The sequence below is a fragment of the Streptomyces sp. NPDC047853 genome, from assembly GCF_043204535.1.
Classification (GTDB): Bacteria; Actinomycetota; Actinomycetes; order Streptomycetales; family Streptomycetaceae; genus Streptomyces.
Window position 1 is genome coordinate 90,408 of the sequence record NZ_JBIDCI010000005.1, and the last position, 16,649, is coordinate 107,056.

General features: G+C 74.5%; 16 protein-coding genes. 8 read left to right on the forward strand and 8 right to left on the reverse strand.

From position 1 onward, the window contains the following. Nucleotides 1–10 precede the first annotated feature (10 nt). Nucleotides 11–670 (forward strand): bifunctional 4-hydroxy-2-oxoglutarate aldolase/2-dehydro-3-deoxy-phosphogluconate aldolase, encoded by a 660-nt coding sequence (gene eda / locus ACGF5T_RS11855; protein WP_366766605.1) that lies wholly within the window; start codon nt 11–13, stop codon nt 668–670. Here eda and ACGF5T_RS11860 read toward each other — a convergent pair. Genes ACGF5T_RS11860 through ACGF5T_RS11870 form a run of 3 tightly spaced genes read right to left on the reverse strand, consistent with a single transcriptional unit; the run spans nt 645 to nt 3,664 of the window. Then, nucleotides 645–2,033 (reverse strand): bifunctional RNase H/acid phosphatase, encoded by a 1,389-nt coding sequence (locus tag ACGF5T_RS11860; RefSeq protein WP_366766604.1) that lies wholly within the window; start codon nt 2,031–2,033, stop codon nt 645–647. The two genes, eda and ACGF5T_RS11860, sit on opposite strands and share 26 nt — an antisense overlap. 24 nt (nt 2,034–2,057) lie before the next feature. Beyond that, entirely contained in the window at nt 2,058–2,801 is a 744-nt protein-coding gene (locus tag ACGF5T_RS11865) for a C4-type zinc ribbon domain-containing protein (protein WP_356611510.1), read from the reverse strand. Further along, entirely contained in the window at nt 2,798–3,664 is an 867-nt protein-coding gene (locus ACGF5T_RS11870; RefSeq protein ID WP_356611437.1) for a Nif3-like dinuclear metal center hexameric protein, read from the reverse strand. The genes ACGF5T_RS11865 and ACGF5T_RS11870 overlap by 4 nt, the downstream gene beginning before the upstream one ends. 198 nt (nt 3,665–3,862) lie before the next feature. Here ACGF5T_RS11870 and ACGF5T_RS11875 point away from each other — a divergent pair, with 198 nt between their 5' ends. Next, nucleotides 3,863–5,110, forward strand: coding sequence for a hypothetical protein (locus ACGF5T_RS11875; protein WP_366766603.1), 1,248 nt, complete (start codon nt 3,863–3,865; stop codon nt 5,108–5,110). 97 nt (nt 5,111–5,207) lie between these two features. Continuing rightward, a complete protein-coding gene (locus tag ACGF5T_RS11880; RefSeq protein WP_356611434.1) occupies nt 5,208–5,375 on the forward strand; it encodes a hypothetical protein in 168 nt (55 codons plus the stop codon). Nucleotides 5,376–5,484: 109 nt separating this feature from the next. Here the strand turns inward: ACGF5T_RS11880 and ACGF5T_RS11885 are convergent, their stop codons facing one another. Next, nucleotides 5,485–6,360, reverse strand: a complete 876-nt coding sequence (locus tag ACGF5T_RS11885) for a MaoC/PaaZ C-terminal domain-containing protein (RefSeq protein WP_366766602.1) — start codon at nt 6,358–6,360, stop codon at nt 5,485–5,487. Between the two features lie 233 nt (nt 6,361–6,593). Further along, complete coding sequence (locus ACGF5T_RS11890) at nt 6,594–8,042, reverse strand: MFS transporter (RefSeq protein ID WP_361011376.1); 1,449 nt, start codon at nt 8,040–8,042, stop codon at nt 6,594–6,596. A gap of 248 nt (nt 8,043–8,290) precedes the next feature. Between ACGF5T_RS11890 and ACGF5T_RS11895 the strand changes: the two genes are divergently transcribed. The 5 genes from ACGF5T_RS11895 to ACGF5T_RS11915 all read left to right on the forward strand — a co-directional run bounded on the left by ACGF5T_RS11895 (nt 8,291) and on the right by ACGF5T_RS11915 (nt 13,420). Beyond that, entirely contained in the window at nt 8,291–10,060 is a 1,770-nt protein-coding gene (locus ACGF5T_RS11895) for an MFS transporter (protein ID WP_366766601.1), read from the forward strand. A gap of 247 nt (nt 10,061–10,307) precedes the next feature. After that, nucleotides 10,308–10,958 carry a class I SAM-dependent methyltransferase gene (locus ACGF5T_RS11900; RefSeq protein WP_366766600.1) on the forward strand — a complete coding sequence of 217 codons (651 nt, stop codon included), beginning with the start codon at nt 10,308–10,310 and terminating at the stop codon, nt 10,956–10,958. Between the two features lie 22 nt (nt 10,959–10,980). Continuing rightward, a complete protein-coding gene (locus ACGF5T_RS11905; RefSeq protein WP_366766599.1) occupies nt 10,981–11,991 on the forward strand; it encodes an N-acetylmuramoyl-L-alanine amidase in 1,011 nt (336 codons plus the stop codon). A gap of 158 nt (nt 11,992–12,149) precedes the next feature. Then, nucleotides 12,150–13,022: a hypothetical protein gene (locus ACGF5T_RS11910; protein ID WP_356611424.1), complete on the forward strand. Its 873-nt coding sequence runs from the start codon at nt 12,150–12,152 to the stop codon at nt 13,020–13,022. Between the two features lie 110 nt (nt 13,023–13,132). Then, complete coding sequence (locus ACGF5T_RS11915; protein ID WP_356611423.1) at nt 13,133–13,420, forward strand: hypothetical protein; 288 nt, start codon at nt 13,133–13,135, stop codon at nt 13,418–13,420. Between the two features lie 19 nt (nt 13,421–13,439). Here the strand turns inward: ACGF5T_RS11915 and ACGF5T_RS11920 are convergent, their stop codons facing one another. From ACGF5T_RS11920 to ACGF5T_RS11930, 3 genes are read right to left on the reverse strand one after another with little or no spacing between them, the layout of a single operon-like run. After that, nucleotides 13,440–14,528, reverse strand: coding sequence for a prenyltransferase/squalene oxidase repeat-containing protein (locus tag ACGF5T_RS11920; protein ID WP_366766598.1), 1,089 nt, complete (start codon nt 14,526–14,528; stop codon nt 13,440–13,442). Continuing rightward, nucleotides 14,525–15,259 carry a methyltransferase domain-containing protein gene (locus tag ACGF5T_RS11925; protein WP_366766597.1) on the reverse strand — a complete coding sequence of 245 codons (735 nt, stop codon included), beginning with the start codon at nt 15,257–15,259 and terminating at the stop codon, nt 14,525–14,527. Before ACGF5T_RS11925 ends, ACGF5T_RS11920 begins: the two co-directional genes overlap by 4 nt. Continuing rightward, complete coding sequence (locus ACGF5T_RS11930) at nt 15,253–16,632, reverse strand: glycosyltransferase family 4 protein (RefSeq protein WP_366766596.1); 1,380 nt, start codon at nt 16,630–16,632, stop codon at nt 15,253–15,255. The genes ACGF5T_RS11925 and ACGF5T_RS11930 overlap by 7 nt, the downstream gene beginning before the upstream one ends. Nucleotides 16,633–16,649 lie beyond the last annotated feature (17 nt).

Below are 16,649 nucleotides of genomic sequence, written 5' to 3' on the forward strand. Positions count from 1 at the left end.
CCATGAGGGCATGAGCTCACCGCTGCCCTCCTCCCCCGCCGTCTCGGTACTGGACCTCGCCCCCGTCGTGCCCGTCGTGGTCGTCGACGACCTCGCGGACGCCGTGCCGCTCGCCCGTGCGCTGGTCGCCGGCGGGCTGCCCGCGATCGAGGTCACGCTGCGGACGCCGGTCGCCGTCGACGCGATCCGCGCGATCGCCGCCGAGGTGCCGGGCGCGGTGGTCGGCGCGGGCACGCTCATCACGCCGGAGCAGGTCGGCGCGGTGGTGGCGGCGGGGGCGCGGTTCCTGGTCAGTCCGGGGTGGACGGACACGCTGCTGGACGCGATGCGGGGATCCGGGGTGCCCTTCCTGCCGGGGGTGTCGACCACGTCCGAGGTGGTGGCGCTGCTGGAGCGCGGGGTGCGGGAGATGAAGTTCTTCCCGGCCGAGGCCGCGGGCGGCACCGCCTACCTCAAGGCGCTGGCCGCCCCGCTGCCGCAGGCCCGCTTCTGCCCGACCGGCGGCATCGGGCCGGACTCCGCACCGGAGTACCTCGCGCTGCCCAACGTCGGGTGCGTGGGCGGGAGTTGGATGCTTCCCAAGGACGCGGTGGCCGACCGGGACTGGGCGCGGGTGGAGCGGCTCGCCCGTGAGGCGGTGGCGCTCAGCGCAGGTGGGACGTGTCGTTGAACAGGCGGACGCTCGCGCCGCCGTCCGCGTAGTACGCCACCGCCGACAGGGACGCCGCCGACAGTTCCATGCGGAACAGCGACTCGGGCGGAGCGCCCAGGGCCAGCCGTACGAACGTCTTGATCGGCGTCACGTGGGACACCAGCAGTACCGTGCGGCCCCCGTACGCCGCGACCAGCTTGTCGCGGGTGGCGGCGACCCGGGCGCCGGTCGCCGCGAAGCTCTCGCCGCCGCCGGTCGGTTCCGCGTCCGGGGAGGACAGCCACGCGTTCAGGTCGTCGGGGTACCGCTCGCGCACCTCGCCGAAGGTGAGCCCCTCCCAGGCGCCGAAGTCGGTCTCCCGCAGGCCCTCCTCGACCGTGACCTCCAGACCGAGGCGGGCGGCGACGATCCGGGCGGTCTCCCTGGTGCGGGCGAGGGGTGAGGCGACGACCGCCTGGACCGTGCCGCGCCGGGCGAGGCTCGCGGCGACCTTCTCGGCCTGCTCCCGGCCGGCGGCCGACAGGGACGGGTCGCTGCCGCCGCTCCCGGAGAACCGCTTCTGCGGCGTCAGGGGCGTCTCCCCGTGCCGGAGCAGGACGAAGGTGGCGGGGGCGCCCATGTCGGGGGGTCCCCAGCCGGGGGAGGCCACGGCCTTCGCGGCCCGCACGTCGGTCGTTGCGGCGGCGTCCGACACGGAGGTGCCCGGCGCGGAGGCGTCCCGCGCGGAGGTGCCCCGCGCGGAGGTGCCCGTGGCGGTGGCCGGCGCCGCGACCTCGGACGCGGCCGGGTCACCGGCACCGGGAGCGGCGCCGACAGCCGGTGCCTCGCCGACGGCCGGTACTTCGCCGACGGCCGCTGCTTCGCCGACCACCGGTGCCTCGGCGGCAGCCGCCGCGCGGGCGTCGCCCGCGTCCAGGTCCGCCGTCGACCCGGACGGCGACCACCGTTCGCCCCGGGCTCCCGCGTCCATCGCCTCGTTGGCCAGGCGGTCGGCGTGCTTGTTGCTCGCGCGGGGCATCCACTCGTACGTCACCCGCCCCGGCGGGAAGACGCGCGCCGCCTCGGCCGCCAGCGGCTTCATGTCGGGGTGCTTGATCTTCCAGCGGCCCGACATCTGCTCGACGACGAGCTTGGAGTCCATGCGGACCCGGACGGTCGCCTCCGGGTCCAGCTCCCGCGCCGCACGCAGGCCGGCCAGCAGGCCCCGGTACTCGGCCACGTTGTTCGTGGCGACCCCGAGGTACTCGGCGGCCTCCACGAGGGTCTCCCCCGTCACCGCGTCCAGCACCACGGCGCCGTAGCCCGCGGGTCCCGGGTTCCCCCGGGAACCGCCGTCGGCCTCGACGACGAACTCCCGTGCGGGAGCGGCCGGACCTGCCACCGCGTCTCCCACCCGACCGGCCCCTTACAGCCCGGAGTCCGCCGTGCGCACCAGGATGCGGCGGCAGTTCTCGCAGCGGACGACCGTGTCGGGTGCCGCGGAGCGGATCTCGCTCAGCTCGGTGATCGCCAGCTCCTGCCGGCAGCCCTGGCAGCTGCGCTGGTACAGCTTGGCCGCGCCGACGCCGCCCTGCTGGCCGCGCAGCTTCTCGTAGAGCTTCAGCAGGTCCTCGGGGACGGAGCCCGCGACGACCTCGCGCTCCTTGGTCACGGAGGCCGCCTCGGCGTCCAGCTCCTCAACAGCGGCGTCCCGGCGCGCCGTGGCGTCGTCGATCTTCCCCTGCACGGCGCCGACCCGCTCGGTCAGCTCGGCGACCCGCTCCTGGGCGGACTCGCGGCGCTCCATCACCTCCAGGACGACGTCCTCGAGGTCGCCCTGCCGCTTGGCGAGGGAGACGATCTCGCGCTGGAGGTTCTCCAGGTCCTTCGAAGAAGTCACGGCGCCCGAGTCGAGGCGCTGCTGGTCGCGGGTGGCGCGCTGGCGCACCTGGTCCACGTCCTGCTCGGCCTTGGTCTGCTCGCGGGAGCAGTCGCTCTCCTCGGTCTGCGCGGCGACGAGCAGGTCGCGCAGCTGGGTGTGATCCTTGGTCAGCGAGTCGATCTCGGCGTGCTCGGGCAGGGACCTGCGCTTGTGCGCGAGCTGCTGGAGACGGACGTCGAGGGCCTGGACGTCCAGCAGTCGGATCTGGTCGGCGGGCGCGGCTTTCAGTTGGGGGCTCCCAGTGCGTCGGAGGTCGGGGTGGACGCCGCGTGGGCGGTCCAGGGGTCGGTGACCGTCTTGGAGACGTGGACCCTGAGGTCCCAGCCGTGGCGGTCGGAGATCTCGTCGAGCTGGGCCGCGCCCAGCTCGCACCAGGGCCACTCGGTGGCCCAGTGCGCCGCGTCGAGCAGCGCGAGAGGACGGTGGGCGCGGTCCGCGAGGAACTCGGACGCGGGGTGGTGGCGCAGGTCGGCGGTGAGGTACGCGTCGACACCGGCCGCCCGCACGTGCGCGAAGAGGCTGTCGCCGGAACCGCCGCTGACGGCGACCGTGCGGACGGTGGCCTCCGGGTCGCCGGCCACGCGGATGCCCTGCGCGGTGGCGGGCAGCCGCTCGGCGGCGCGGGCGGCGAACTCGCGGACGGTCAGCGGGTGCTCCAGCTCGCACACCCGGCCGAGACCCCGGCGGCCCTCGGGGTCGCCGGCGTCCGGCACCAGGGGCCGCACCACCCGCAGGTCGAGCGCCCCGGCCAGCGCGTCGGAGACGCCGGGGTCGGCGGTGTCGGCGTTGGTGTGGGCGACGTGCAGGGCGATGTCGTTCTTGATGAGCGTGTGCACCACGCGGCCCTTGAAGGTGGAGGCCGCCACCGTCGTCGTCCCCCGCAGGTACAGCGGATGGTGGGTGACGAGGAGGTCGGCGCCCAGCGTCACCGCCTCGTCCACGGTCTCCTGGACCGGGTCGACGGCGAACAGGACCCGGGACACCTCCTGGTCGGGGTCGCCCACGACGGTGCCGACCGCGTCCCAGGACTCGGCCCGCTCGGCGGGCCACAGGTTCTCCAGCGCGGCGATGACTTCTGACAGACGGGGCACGCACGCAAGGCTACCTGGCCGTTCTGCGCCGTCGTACCCGCAGCGTGCCCCCGCGGCCGGCCCGGTCCGCCGCAGCACATCACACGTCCACCCCTCAGGCGAATCGTTCCTGTGCCACACGTTTGTGTGACGGGGACGGTTGCCGGTGCCCCGCCCGTGCGTGCGATAACTAGCTTCGTCGCCGGAGGTGACCGAACGATGACAGCCTGTGCTATCGAGCCTTCGGCGGACCCCGGGAGCGGCGGCCCGCCCCGGGCGGGCTGCAGCATCGCCGCGGAGGGCGCCTACGCCGCGCGCCTCACCCGGAGCGGGGACTCCTGGTACCCGGAGCGCTGGACCCTCGACGGCCCCGAGCCGTACGCGGTGCCGCTGCCCGGCAACCAGCCGGAGGAGCCCGGTACCGAGGTGCAGCCGATGGGCGACGGGCGGGTGCTGGTCCACCGTACGGCGGCGGGCCGGCACCTCTTCTCCCTCCTCTACCCGACCGGGCCCGGCACGGGTGAGCTGCCGCTCGGCGCGGTCGAGTGCCCCGCGGACACCACCCGCCTGCGGCTGCTGCCGCCGGCCCCGGGCGGCGAGCGGGCGTACGCCCTGGCGGTCGGCCCGCGTACGACGGTGCTGTGGCAGGTCGCGGGCGGCGCCTTCGGGCCCGAGCGGGTCGCCGAGGTCCCCGGCCGCTGCTCGGGCGGGGCCTGGCTGGACCGCACGGGCCGGATACTGGCCGTGGACCGGGAGACCGGGGGGCGCACCAAGGCGGTCGTGGTGGACCTGGAGCGGGACGGCGAGGTGTCGCCGCTGCTGCAGATCGCCGCGGACAGCGACGACCGGATACTGCTGGCCGACCCGGACAGCGGCCTGGCGCTGATCCGCTCCGACGCACCCTCCCCGGGCCGGGGACGGCTCGGCTGGGGCGTGCTGGGCAGCACGTTGCCGGTGCGCTTCCCGGAGTGCCTGCGGCTGACGGACTGCGTCGTGACGCCGTTCGCGATCCAGCCGGGTCAGGCGCTGACGCCGGAGCGCTGCGCGGTGGCGCTGCGTGTGGACGGCGCGTTCGGAAGCTGGGTGGCGGTGTGGCGGCCGGCCGAGCGGGAGGTGCGGCACCTTCCGGCACCCGAGGGGTGGCTGGCGGGGGCCGGGTGGTGGACCGCGGAAGGGGAGCTGCGGCTGCCGTGCGCCACACCGTCGTCGCCGTGCGCGGTGGCCCGGCTGGCGGCGCCCGACGCGGAGGGCTCGGGCGGCGCAGGGGCCGCGGGCGGCACGGGCGGCGGGAGCGCCGAGGACGCGGAGGAGTCCGCTCCGCACGGGCCGGACGGCTCGGGTGGCTCCGACGGCCCCGACGGGCTCGGCACACCGGACAGACCGGACACTTCGACCGCCCCGGCCCCCGCTCCGCCACGTCCCGTGCCGCTGCAACAGGCTCCGCTGGCACGGCTTGTAACGAAGTAGTCCCGGTCGGCACGGCCGCCTGGATTCGGGCCGAGGTGTCCCGGTTACACTCGCCCGGCTGTAGGAACGATCATGTTGACGGGGTGAATTCCTTCCGATGAACGACGCCAGCACGACCCAGCCCATGCAGGCCGACGGCGCCGAGCTTGACCAGATCGGGACCGGCCACGGCCGGCACCGGGGAGCCGTCGCCGGCCAGGACGGCGGTACGGTCCCGCGGGGCCGCCACCGCAAGCCGGCCGAGGAGTCCGGGACGGCCGCCTGACGGCACGGAGAAGAAGCACACGGGACGGCCACGGCCCCGCTCGTCGCATCCGACGGGCGGGGCCGTGGCCGTCGCCGGTCGCCGTCGCAAGTCGCCGTCGCCGTCGCCGTCAGGCGTACCGGACGACGGTGTCGGCCAGGACGGGGGCGTCGCCCCGCTCCACGGCGCTCACGGTCACCCGCACCGCGCTCTCGCCGTCCCGGTCCGCCGACCTCCACATCCGCACCCGCAGCGTCTCGCCCGGGTAGAGGACCCCGGCGAAGCGCGTGCGGTACGCGCGCACCCGGCGCACGTCTCCGTCCAGCAGCGCGTCGACGACCGACTTGAGCGCGGAGCCGTAGGTGCACAGGCCGTGCAGGACGGGCCGGTCGAAACCGGCGCGCGCGGCGAACTCCGGGTCGGCGTGCAGGGGGTTGAAGTCGCCGGAGAGCCGGTGGAGCAGCGCCTGGTCCTCGCGTACGGGCACCTCGGCCACGTGGTCCGGTGGCTCGGCGGGCGGTGGCGCCGGGCGCCCGGACGGTCCCCGCGCACCACCCCACCCCCCTTCCCCGCGGACGAAGATCTCGGCCTCGTCGGTCCACAACGGCCCGTCCTCGTCGGTGACCTCGGTGCGCAGGACGAGGACGGCCGCCGTGCCCTTGTCGTACGCGGCGACGAGGCGCGAGGCCGCGCTCGCCCGGCCCCGCACCGGTACGGCCCGGTGCAGGCGCAGGTACTGCCCGCCGTGCAGGACCCGGGCGAGGTCGACGTCGACACCGGGCGTGGACAGCCCGCCGATGACTCCCGGCGGTCCGCCGCCCGCGACCGTCGCGAAGCTCGGCAGGACGTGCAGCCGGGACTCCAGGGTGTAGCGCAGCTCGCGGGGGTCGGTGGCGGGACGGCCGGCGCCGATGCCGAGGTGGTAGAGGATGACGTCCCTGTGGTCCCAGGCGATCTCGCGGACGCGGGGTGCGGCGGCGAGCGCCCGGGCTGCGTCGATGGGCATGGCTCCGGCTCTCCTGTCACCTGGGGCACGGCGGACGTCGGCGGGCACGCACGGCGGACATCGGCGGGCATACACGGCGGACGTCGGCGGGCACGCACGGCGGGCACGACGGTACGGGACGCCGGCCGCGCAGGACCGGCACCCCCGGGGGCGGCCCCACCCCGCACCGGACACCAGGCACCGGGCACAGGCACCACCCGGCCCCTCCGCCCCCGCGAGGCGCCCGCGAGGCCCTACGCCCGCGGCGCCCGCTCCTCGCGCGGCTTCGCCGCCGGCAGCCACGCCCACATCAGGGCCGCGCCGGCGACCAGCACCACGGTCGCCGTGCGGAACACCAGCGCGTACCCCTCCGTCAGCGCCACGGGCCCCGCGTGCTCTCCCCCGGCCCGGGACGCCGCGATCGTCGACATCACGGCGAGGCCCAGCGAACCGCCCATCGTCCGGGAGGTGTTGATCAGCCCGGAGACCAGTCCGGCGTCCCCCGCGGCGGCCCCGGAGACGGCCAGCGACGCCAGCGGAGTCGCCGCCAGCCCCGCGCCCAGCATCATCAGCACCCCGGGGATCATGATCGCGGTCAGGTACGCGCCGTCGGCGGTCATCGTCGACTGCCAGCCGAAACCGACCGCCGCGACCAGCGTGCCCAGCACGGCCACGTTCCGGGCGCCGATCACCGGCATGAAGCGCGGTGCCGCCTTCGAGCCGAGGACCACCGCGAGGGAGCTGGGCACGAGGGCGAGGCCGGCCTCCAGCGGGGAGTAGCCCAGCACGTTCTGCGCGTACAGCGTCATGAAGAACCACATCGCGAACATCGACGAGCCGGACACCAGCATCGCCGCGTTCGCCGACGCCACCGACCGCAGCCGCAGCAGCCCCAGCGGCATCAGCGGGGTCGCGGTGCGCGCCTCGACGAGCAGGAACAGCCCCAGCAGCGCGAGCCCGGCCAGCAGCGGCACCAGGGCCGCCGCCGCCGTCCAGCCCTCGGACTCGGTCTGGGAGATGCCGTAGGCCAGCGTGGCCAGTCCGGCGGTCACCAGGAGCGCACCCGGCAGGTCCAGGCGCCGCCGCTCGCCGGCCCGGCTCTCGGTCAGCCACAGCACGGCGCCGGCCAGTACCACCGCGCCCACCGGCACGTTGATCAGCAGCACCCAGCGCCAGGACAGCCCGTCCACGAGGACGCCGCCCACCAGTCCGCCCGCGGCGCCGCCACCCGCGCCCACGGCGGTCCAGGTCGCGATCGCCCGGGCCCGGGCCGCGCCCTCCGGCACCGCCGCGGTCAGGATCGTCAGCGTCGACGGCGCCAGCACCGCCGCCCCCAGCCCCTGCACGGCCCGCGCGGCCAGCAGCTGCCACCCTTCCTGGGCGAGGCCGCCGCCGAGCGAGGCCAGCGTGAAGAGACCGAGCCCCACCAGGAACATCCGCTTGCGCCCGTACAGGTCGCCGGCCCGGCCGCCGAGCAGCAGGAACCCGGCGAAGCCGATGGCGTAGGCGTTGACCACCCACTGCAACCCCTGCGGGCTCAGTCCGAGGTCGGCCCGCATCGACGGCAGGGCGACGTTGACGACGGAGACGTCGAGCACGACCAGGAACTGTCCGGCGCAGGCGAGCGCCACGAGGAGCCAGGTGGGGGGCGTACGGCGGGGGGATATCCGGGCGGTGGCGGTGGTGCCGGTGGCTTCGAGCATGGGTGCCATGGTCTCAACGCGAAGGTGCCCCTTGCATCGGTATTTGGTCCCCGGCCGGTCCTAGGCCCCCGGACCCACCGTCGCCGCGAGGCTCCTCTCCCCCAAGAGAAGGTCAAGAATTCGTTAGCGACTCGAAGCAACGGAATAGTTGCCCCGGCGCACGAGGTTCAGTCACCACACACCCCGTACCGATCTTCCCGCTCTTCCCGCACCGTACGCGCCGCTCCCCGGCCTGGAGGCCTCACCCCATGTCCCACACGACGACCGACGAGCCCGCCCGCACAGCGAGCGGGGCCACCGTCCCGGTGCTCGCTTTCGCGGGCATCGTCGTCGCGGTGATGCAGACCCTGCTCGTCCCGGTCATCAAGGACCTGCCCCGGCTCCTGGACACGACGCCCGGCAACGCCACCTGGGTCCTGACCTCCACCCTCCTCTCGGGAGCCGTGGCCACGCCCATCATGGGCCGCCTCGGCGACCTGTTCGGCAAGCGCCGCATGCTGATCGCCAGCCTGTCGGTGATGGTGGTGGGCGCGCTGGTCAGCGCGTTCACCGACGCCCTGATCCCGATGATCGTCGGCCGTACCCTCCAGGGCTTCGCGATGGGCGCGATACCCCTCGGCATCGGCCTCATGCGCGACATGCTGCCCCGCGAACGGCTCGGCTCGGCGATGGCGCTGATGAGCTCCTCGATCGGCGTCGGGGGCGGACTGGCGCTGCCCGCCGCGGCCCTGGTCGCCCAGCACACCGACTGGCACGCCCTGTTCTACGGTGCCGCCGGCCTCGGCGTCCTCGCCATCGCCCTGACCCTCCTGGTCGTCCCGGAGTCACCGCTGCGCGCCAAGGGCTCCTTCGACCTGCCGGGCGCACTCGGTCTCGCGGCCGGTCTGGTCCTCTTCCTCCTGCCGATCACCAAGGGCAGCGACTGGGGCTGGTCGTCGCCCACCACGCTCGGTCTGTTCGCCGCCGCCGCCGTGGTCCTGTTCCTGTGGGGCCTGATGGAACTGCGCGTCAAGGCCCCGCTGGTCGACCTGCGCACCACCGCCCGCCGAGAGGTGCTGCTCACCAACCTCGCCTCGATCATGGTCGGTGTCTCCTTCTACGTCATCTCGCTCGTCCTGCCGCAGCTCCTCCAGCTGCCCTCCGAGACCGGTTACGGCCTGGGGCAGTCGATGGTCGTCGCGGGTCTGTGCGTGGCCCCGCTGGGCCTGACGATGATGTTCACCGCGCCGGTGTACGCCCGTCTCTCCGCCCGGTACGGCCCGCGCACGACGCTGCTCCTCGGCCTGGTGATCATCGGGGCCGGCTACGCGGGCGGCCTCGGTCTGATGAGCGCCGCCTGGCAGACCGTCGTCACCTCGGTGCTGATCGGCGCCGGCATCGGCCTCGCCTACTCCTCCCTGCCCGCGCTGATCATCGGCGCGGTCCCGGCCTCGGAGACGGGCGCCGCCAACGGCCTCAACACCCTGATGCGGTCCATCGGTACGTCGGTGTCGAGCGCCGTCATAGGCATGGTGCTGGCCAACACCGCGAACGACGTGGGCGGTGTCGCGGTCCCCACCATGCACGGCTTCCGCGTCTCCTTCCTGATCGCGACCGGCGCGGTCGTCGCCGGTCTGGCGCTGGCCTTCTTCCTCCCCCGCCGCCGCCCGGCCGCCACCACGCAGCTGCGCGCGAGCAGCGAGGAGGACGCGAACCTGGCCCGCGCCGAGCGGGCACTCGCCGGGGAGCCCCGGGACGGCGAGGCGCCGCGCGGCTTCCGCGGCCGGGTCCTCACCGCCGACGGTTCCCCCGTCGCCCGTGCCAACGTCACGTTGATCGACCGGCACGGCCGCCAGGCGGGCGCGACCCTCTCCGACGGGGACGGCGGCTACGCCCTCGCGGTCCCCGCCGGGGGGCCGTACGTCCTGGCCGCCCGCGCCGCGGGCCACGGTCCGCTCGCCCACTCCGCCACCCACACCGGCGGCGACCGGTCGGTGGACCTGGACCTGACCCTGCCGGGCGAGACGGTCTCGGCCTGATCCGCACCGCCACGGCTCCCGCACCCCCTGTCGCACCACGCGGCGGGGGGTGCGGCAGCATGGGGCGCCGACACGTGCCCGCCACCCGCACCGGCACCACCGGCACCGGCACCGGCACCGGCACCGGCACCGGCAGCAAACCGCACCGACCCCGACCCCCGTCCGCACCCGCACCCCCACGCGCACCCGCACCCGCACCCGCACCCGAGCACCCGCACCCGCACCCGCACCACCGAAAGGCACCCTCATGTCCGCGGCCCCCGTCCCCTCCACCCTCGCCGCCTTCGAGGCCGCGAAGGGGTTCATGCCCGTGCACGAGGGCCTCGCCCTGTACGCGGCGGCCGTGGAGGCGGCCCGGCTCGGGCTGCCGCTGCTGGAGGTCGGTACGTACTGCGGGCGCTCCACCGTCCTGCTCGCCGACGCCGCCCGCCGGGCCGGGGTGACCGCGCTCACCGTCGACCACCACCGGGGCAGCGAGGAGCAGCAGCCGGGCTGGGAGTACCACGACCCGGAGACGGTCGATCCCGAGCTGGGCGTGATGGACACCCTCCCCACCTTCCGCCGCACCCTCCACCGGGCCGGCCTGGAGGAGCACGTGGTGGCTCTCGTCGGGCGCTCGCCCCAGGTCGCGTCGGTCTGGAACGCCCCGCTCGGCCTGGTCTTCGTCGACGGCGGCCACACCGACGAGCACGCGGGCGCCGACTACGAGGGCTGGGCACCGCACGTGTCCGACGGCGGCCTCCTGGTCATCCACGACGTCTTCCCGGAACCGGCCGACGAGTTCACCGGCCAGGCCCCGTACCGCCTCTACCTCCGGGCCCTGGCGTCCGGCGCGTTCACCGAGGTCTCGGTGACCGACTCGCTGCGCGTCCTGCGGCGAACCGGCGCGGGGATCTGAGGGCGCGGTCTAGAGTCGCTGCGTGTCGTACACAGGCCCGGACATCGATCCACCCCAGCCCCGCCGTTCCCCCCTGCGCCGTCCGCTGACCGTGGCGATCGCCGCGCTCGTGCCCGGCGCGCTGCTCGGGTGGGGGGTGTACGCGGCGGTCGGCGGTCCGGACGACGGCGGGGGCGGCGCGGACCGTGCGGGCGAGCGCACGTCGCAGGCGCCGTCCTCCGGCGCTGCGTCCTCCGCGACCTCTTCCGCGACCTCCTCGGCGACCGGCGACGCCAAGGCGCCGACGGGCTCGTCCCCTTCACCCACCGCCACCACGCGGAAGCCGTCCCCCTCCGAGTCCGCGCCCGCCGCTGCGTCCGGCCCGCTCAAGGGCAAGGTCGTCGTCATCGACCCGGGGCACAACCCGGGCAACTTCCGGCACACCGCCGAGATCAACCGCAAGGTGAACGTCGGTACGCACTGGAAGGAGTGCGACACCACCGGCACGGCCACCGACGCGGGCTGGCCGGAGGCGAAGTTCACCCTGGACGTCGCCCACCGGCTGCGCACCCTGCTCCAGCAGCAGGGCGCCACGGTGAAACTGACGCAGGACGACGACCGTTCGTACGGACCCTGCGTGGACGAGCGGGCCCGGATCGGCAACGAGGCGAAGGCGGACGCCGCCATCTCGATCCACGCCGACGGGTCGGGCGCCGGCAACCGCGGCTTCCACGTGATCCTGCCGGGCTCCGTGCGCGACGGCGCGGCCGACACCCGTGCCATCGTCGCCCCGTCCGCCGAGTTGGGTGAGCGCGTCGCGGGCAACTTCGTCCGTGCCACGGGCAGCGCGCCCTCCAACTACGTCGGCGGCGGCACCGGTCTCGTCACGCGCACGGACCTGGGCGGTCTCAATCTGTCAACGGTTCCCAAGGTTTTCATCGAGTGCGGCAACATGCGCGACGGCGCGGACGCGGCGCTGCTGACCAGCGGCGCGTGGCGGCAGAAGGCCGCGCAAGGGATGTCTGAGGGAATCGTGAGTTTCCTGCGCGGGTAGCGATCAGCGCGCTGGTCCCTGCGGACAGCCCCGATGTGCGGACGATAGTGTCATCCGTACGATGAGGGGCCACCCCCGCGCTTCACTCCGGAACCTGACGGCGACATGGTGACAGCGACGCCTCTACCGACGACGAGACGACCTACGAAGGACCTGAAGTGAATATCCGCTCCCTCACTCGAGGCGACGGCGTGGTGATCGGAGCAGCGGTGTTGCTGTTCATCGCGTCGTTCCTCGACATCTACTCGATCGACGGCGCCTCGGACAGCGCCGACATCCCCAGCCTGTGGGGCAGTGGGCCGGTCGTGCTCGGTGTCGTCCTGGCGGGCATCATCGGCGCCGCGCTGGTCGTCGTGGCGCGCGCGCTGCCGCAGCCGAAGAAGGTGGCGGGGCTGGACCTCGGCCAGTTCGGCGTCGCGTTCACGGTCTTCGCGGCCTGGTGCGCGCTCGGCAACATCTTCGACCCGGCCGGCGCCTTCGACGGCGACGGCGGCTTCATCGGCGACCTGGGTGCGGGCCTGGGCCTGATCCTCGCCCTCATCGCCACCCTGGTCATGGCCGCCGCGGCCGTCGCCACCCCGCTGGTCCCGGCCCTCAAGGGCGCCCTGATCCCGGCCCCCCGTCCGGCCGCGCCGCAGCCCTACGGCGGCCAGCCGCAGGGTGGTTACGGCTACCCGGGCGCGCAGCAGCAGCCGTACGGCGGCCAGCCCGGTCAGCCGGGCCAGCCCGGTCAGCCCGGTCAGCCGGGTCCGTCCTTCGGCGGCCAGCCGCAGCCGGGTCAGCCGCAGCCGCAGAGCCCCCAGCCGCAGCAGGCGCAGGCGCAGCCGGCCGGGGACTTCTCGCCGTTCTGGTTCGCCGTGCCGGTGCCGCGTCCGCTGTTCGCGGAGGACGGCTCGCCCACGCCGATCGCCGAGCTGGCGCCGGGCACCTGGTACCTGGCCGTCGAGCAGCGCGGTGCGAACCTGGTCGCCCAGACGCAGGACGGCCGCCGCGGCGTCCTCCAGGACACCTCGGGCATCCAGCGCGGCTGAGCCCGCGCGAGGCCCCGCGCCCGACCCAACGGCCCCCCGTCCGGACCCGGTTCCGGAAGGGGGGCCGTTCGCACAGGTTTCCGTCCGGCTTCCGGGGCCATACGCAAGGCATGTCTAGATACCACGGATCCAGTTCCGCGGGCAGGGCCATCGCGGTCGTCGCGGACATCATGGCCCTCATCCTCGGCCTGTGGATACTGATGTACCTGTTGGACGCCAACCGGGGCAACGACCTGGTGCAGTTCGTCCATGACGCGGCCAACTGGCTCGCCGGCTGGTCCCGCGACCTGTTCACCTTCGACGAGGCGTGGGCGCGTGTCGTCGCCGGCTACGGCCTGGCCGCCGTGGTCTACCTCTTCATCGGCCACGCCATCGCGGGCCGCGTCGGCCACCGCTGACCGCTCGTCCGCTCACCGCTCAGACGCAGCAGTCCGGGTCCAGCCCCCGGGGCAGGCGATCGCCGGAGAAGACCTGGCAGGTCGCCTCGTGTCCGCCGAGCGCGGCCACGGCGAGCAGCACGGAGCCGGCCGTCCACGTGGTCAGTTCCCGCGGCCAGACGGCGTCGTCGTCGAAGACGTAGCCCGTCCAGTACAGGCCGCTGTCCGCGTCCCGCAGGTGCTGGATGGACTGGAGGATCTTCAGGGCGTGGTCGGACTCGCCCACCGCCCACAGGGCGAGCGCGAGTTCGGCCGACTCCCCTCCCGTGACCCACGGGTTGGGGACGACGCAGCGCACCCCGAGGTCCGGGACGACGAAGCGGTCCCAGCTCTCCGCGATGCGGGACCTCGCCTCGGTGCCGGTCAGCGCGCCGCCCAGCACCGGGTAGTACCAGTCCATCGAGTAGCGGCCCTTGTCCAGGAACCGCTCCGGGTGGCGGCGGATGGCGTGCCGCAGCGCGCCCGCCGCCAACTCCCAGTCGGGCTGCGGCTCTTCGCGCTGCTCGGCGATGGCGAGCGCGCAGCGCAGCGCGTGGTGGATGGAGGAGCTGCCGGTCAGCAGGGCGTCGGTGGTGTCGGTGCCGTCGTCGTCGCGCCGCCAGCCGATCTGTCCGCCCGGCTGCTGGAGGCCCAGCACGAACTCGACCGCCGCGTGCACGACGGGCCACATCCGGTCCAGGAAGGTGTCGTCGCCGGTGGCGAGGTGGTGGTGCCAGACGCCGACCGCGACGTAGGCGACGAAGTTGGTCTCCCGGCCGCGGTCGGTGACGTCACCGAAGTCGCCGTCGGCGTAGGCCGCGTACCAGGAGCCGTCCGGGTTCTGGTGCCGGGCCAGCCACTCGTACGCCCGCTCGGCGGCCTCGTGCTCGCCGGCCGCGTCCAGGGCCATGGCGGCCTCGACGTGGTCCCACGGGTCGAGGTGGTGCCCGCGGAACCACGGGATGGCGCCGTCCTCGCGCTGCGCGGCGAGGATGCCGCGGACGGTCGCGGCGGCCTCGGCGTCGGTGAGGACGCCGGGCAGGACCAGGTGTTCGGTGCGGGGGGTGCGAGGGCTGCGGGGCGAGGTCACGCGGCGTCCACCGGCGGCAGGTGCGGCTTGGTCGCGTACGCCACGAAGCTCTTGCCGATCAGCGGGTTCAGCGCCTGCTCGGCGACCCGCGTCGCCAGCGGCTTCTTCATGATGTCCCAGACCAGCAGCTTGTGGTACGCCCGCACCGGCAGCGCCTTGTCGTTGTCGACGCCGAAGGCGCACTTCAGCCACCAGTACGGCGAGTGCAGCGCGTGCGCGTGGTGGGTGCCGTAGGGCCTCAGACCCGCCTCGCGGATGCGGTCGAGGAGCTGGTCCGCGCGGTAGATGCGGATGTGGCCGCCCTCGACCTCGTGGTAGGCGTCGGAGAGGGTCCAGCAGACCTTCTCGGGACCGTAGCGGGGCACGGTGATCGCGATGCGCCCGCCGGGCTTGAGGACGCGGACCATCTCGGCGAGGACGCCCTTGTCGTCGGGGATGTGCTCCATCACCTCGGAGATGATGACGACGTCGAAGGACTCGTCCGGGAAGGGCAGGGCCAGCGCGTCGCCCTCCATCGCGGTGGCGGTGGCGCCGGCCGGGGCCTCACCGGCCTCCTCCATCGCCGCGAACCACTTGGCGACCTCGCGGATCTCCTCGGCGTTCCGGTCCAGCGCGACGACCCGGGCGCCGCGCCGGTAGCACTCGAACGCGTGCCGGCCGGCCCCGCAGCCGAGGTCCAGCACGCGGTCGCCCGGGGCGAGCGGGAACCGGGAGAAGTCGACGGTCAGCACGTGGCCCTGCTTTCGGGGTAGACGCCGGTGTCACTGGTGGGGGCCGCGGGGACGGCCCCGGGGGAGGTCGCAAGGGGGCCGACGGCCTCGCGGTAGCGGGCGGCCGTGCCCTCGGCGGCGCGGGCCCAGGTGAAGTGCCGCAGCACGCGCTCGCGGCCGGCCGCGCCGAGCCGGACCCGCAGTTCGCGGTCGCCGAGCAGCCGGTTCAACCCGGCGGCCAGGGCGCCCGCGTCGCCCGGCGGCACCGCGAGGCAGGTCTCCCCGTCGGGTCCGGCGACCTCCGGGACGGCCCCGCCGGTGGTGGCCAGCAGCGCGGTGCCCGTCGCCATGGCCTCGGCGGCCGGCAACGAGAACCCCTCGTACAGCGACGGCACGCACGCGACCTCGGCGGAGCGCACCAGGTCGACCAGTTCGGCGTCCGTGATGCCCTTGACGAACTCGACGGCGCCTTCGAGCCCGTACCGCTCGATGGCCTGCGCGACGGGCCCTTCGGCGGGCCGCTTGCCGACGACGACGAGGTGCGCGCGGGGGTGCTCGGTACGTGTCTTCGCCAGCGCCTCGACGAGGAAGACCAGGCCCTTGAGCGGCACGTCCGCGCTGGACGTCGTCACGATCCGGCCCGGCACCACGGGCACCGACGGATCGGGCGAGAACAGGTCGGTGTCGGCGCCGATGTGGACGACGTGGATGCGGTCGTCCCGGACGCCGAGGTGGTCGATGATCTCCCGGCGGGAGGTGCCGGAGACGGTGAGCACCGAGGGCAGGCGGCGGGCGACGCGCTTCTGCATGCGGGTGAAGGCGTACCAGCGGCGCACGGAGTACCGGCGCTTCCAGCCGTCCGCGGCGTCGAGTTCGAGCTGCCGGTCGACGGTGATGGGGTGGTGGATCGTGGTGACCAGGGGGGCGCCCACGTCGCCCAGCAGCCCGTAGCCGAGGGTCTGGTTGTCGTGGACGACGTCGAAGTCGCCGCGACGGGCGCGCAGATGGCGGCGGGCGCGCAGCGAGAAGGTCAGCGGCTCGGGGAAGCCGCCGGTCCACATCGTGCCGACCTCCAGCGCGTCGACCCAGTCGCGGTACTCGCCGCGCTTCGGGGTGCGGAAGGGGTCGGGCTGGCGGTAGAGGTCGAGGCTGGGCAGCTCGGTGAGGGACAGCCGGTCCCCGAGGCCCTCGTCCAGCACGGGGTAGGGCTGGGCGCCGATGACCTCCACCCGGTGGCCGAGGCGGGCCAGTTCGCGGGAGAGGTGGCGCACGTAGACGCCCTGGCCGCCGCAGAACGGGTTCCCCTTGTAGGTGAGGAGCGCGATGCGGAGCGGTCGCATGCCGTCGGCGGCGGGCTCGGGACGGGCACCCGTCCGACTGGCCTCAGCGGTCACTCGGGGCCCCCTTCTCA

Excerpts from the sequence above, each read along its gene's own strand:
- eda (WP_366766605.1), top strand. The coding sequence starts at position 11 with ATGAGCTCACCGCTGCCCTCCTCCCCCGCCGTCTCGGTACTGGACCTC.
- ACGF5T_RS11885 (WP_366766602.1), bottom strand. The coding sequence starts at position 6,360 with ATGCCCATCGACGCAGCCCGGGCGCTCGCCGCCGCACCCCGCGTCCGC.
- ACGF5T_RS11890 (WP_361011376.1), bottom strand. The coding sequence starts at position 8,042 with ATGCTCGAAGCCACCGGCACCACCGCCACCGCCCGGATATCCCCCCGC.
- ACGF5T_RS11895 (WP_366766601.1), top strand. The coding sequence starts at position 8,291 with ATGTCCCACACGACGACCGACGAGCCCGCCCGCACAGCGAGCGGGGCC.
- ACGF5T_RS11900 (WP_366766600.1), top strand. The coding sequence starts at position 10,308 with ATGTCCGCGGCCCCCGTCCCCTCCACCCTCGCCGCCTTCGAGGCCGCG.
- ACGF5T_RS11880 (WP_356611434.1), top strand. The coding sequence starts at position 5,208 with ATGAACGACGCCAGCACGACCCAGCCCATGCAGGCCGACGGCGCCGAG.
- ACGF5T_RS11875 (WP_366766603.1), top strand. The coding sequence starts at position 3,863 with ATGACAGCCTGTGCTATCGAGCCTTCGGCGGACCCCGGGAGCGGCGGC.
- ACGF5T_RS11915 (WP_356611423.1), top strand. The coding sequence starts at position 13,133 with ATGTCTAGATACCACGGATCCAGTTCCGCGGGCAGGGCCATCGCGGTC.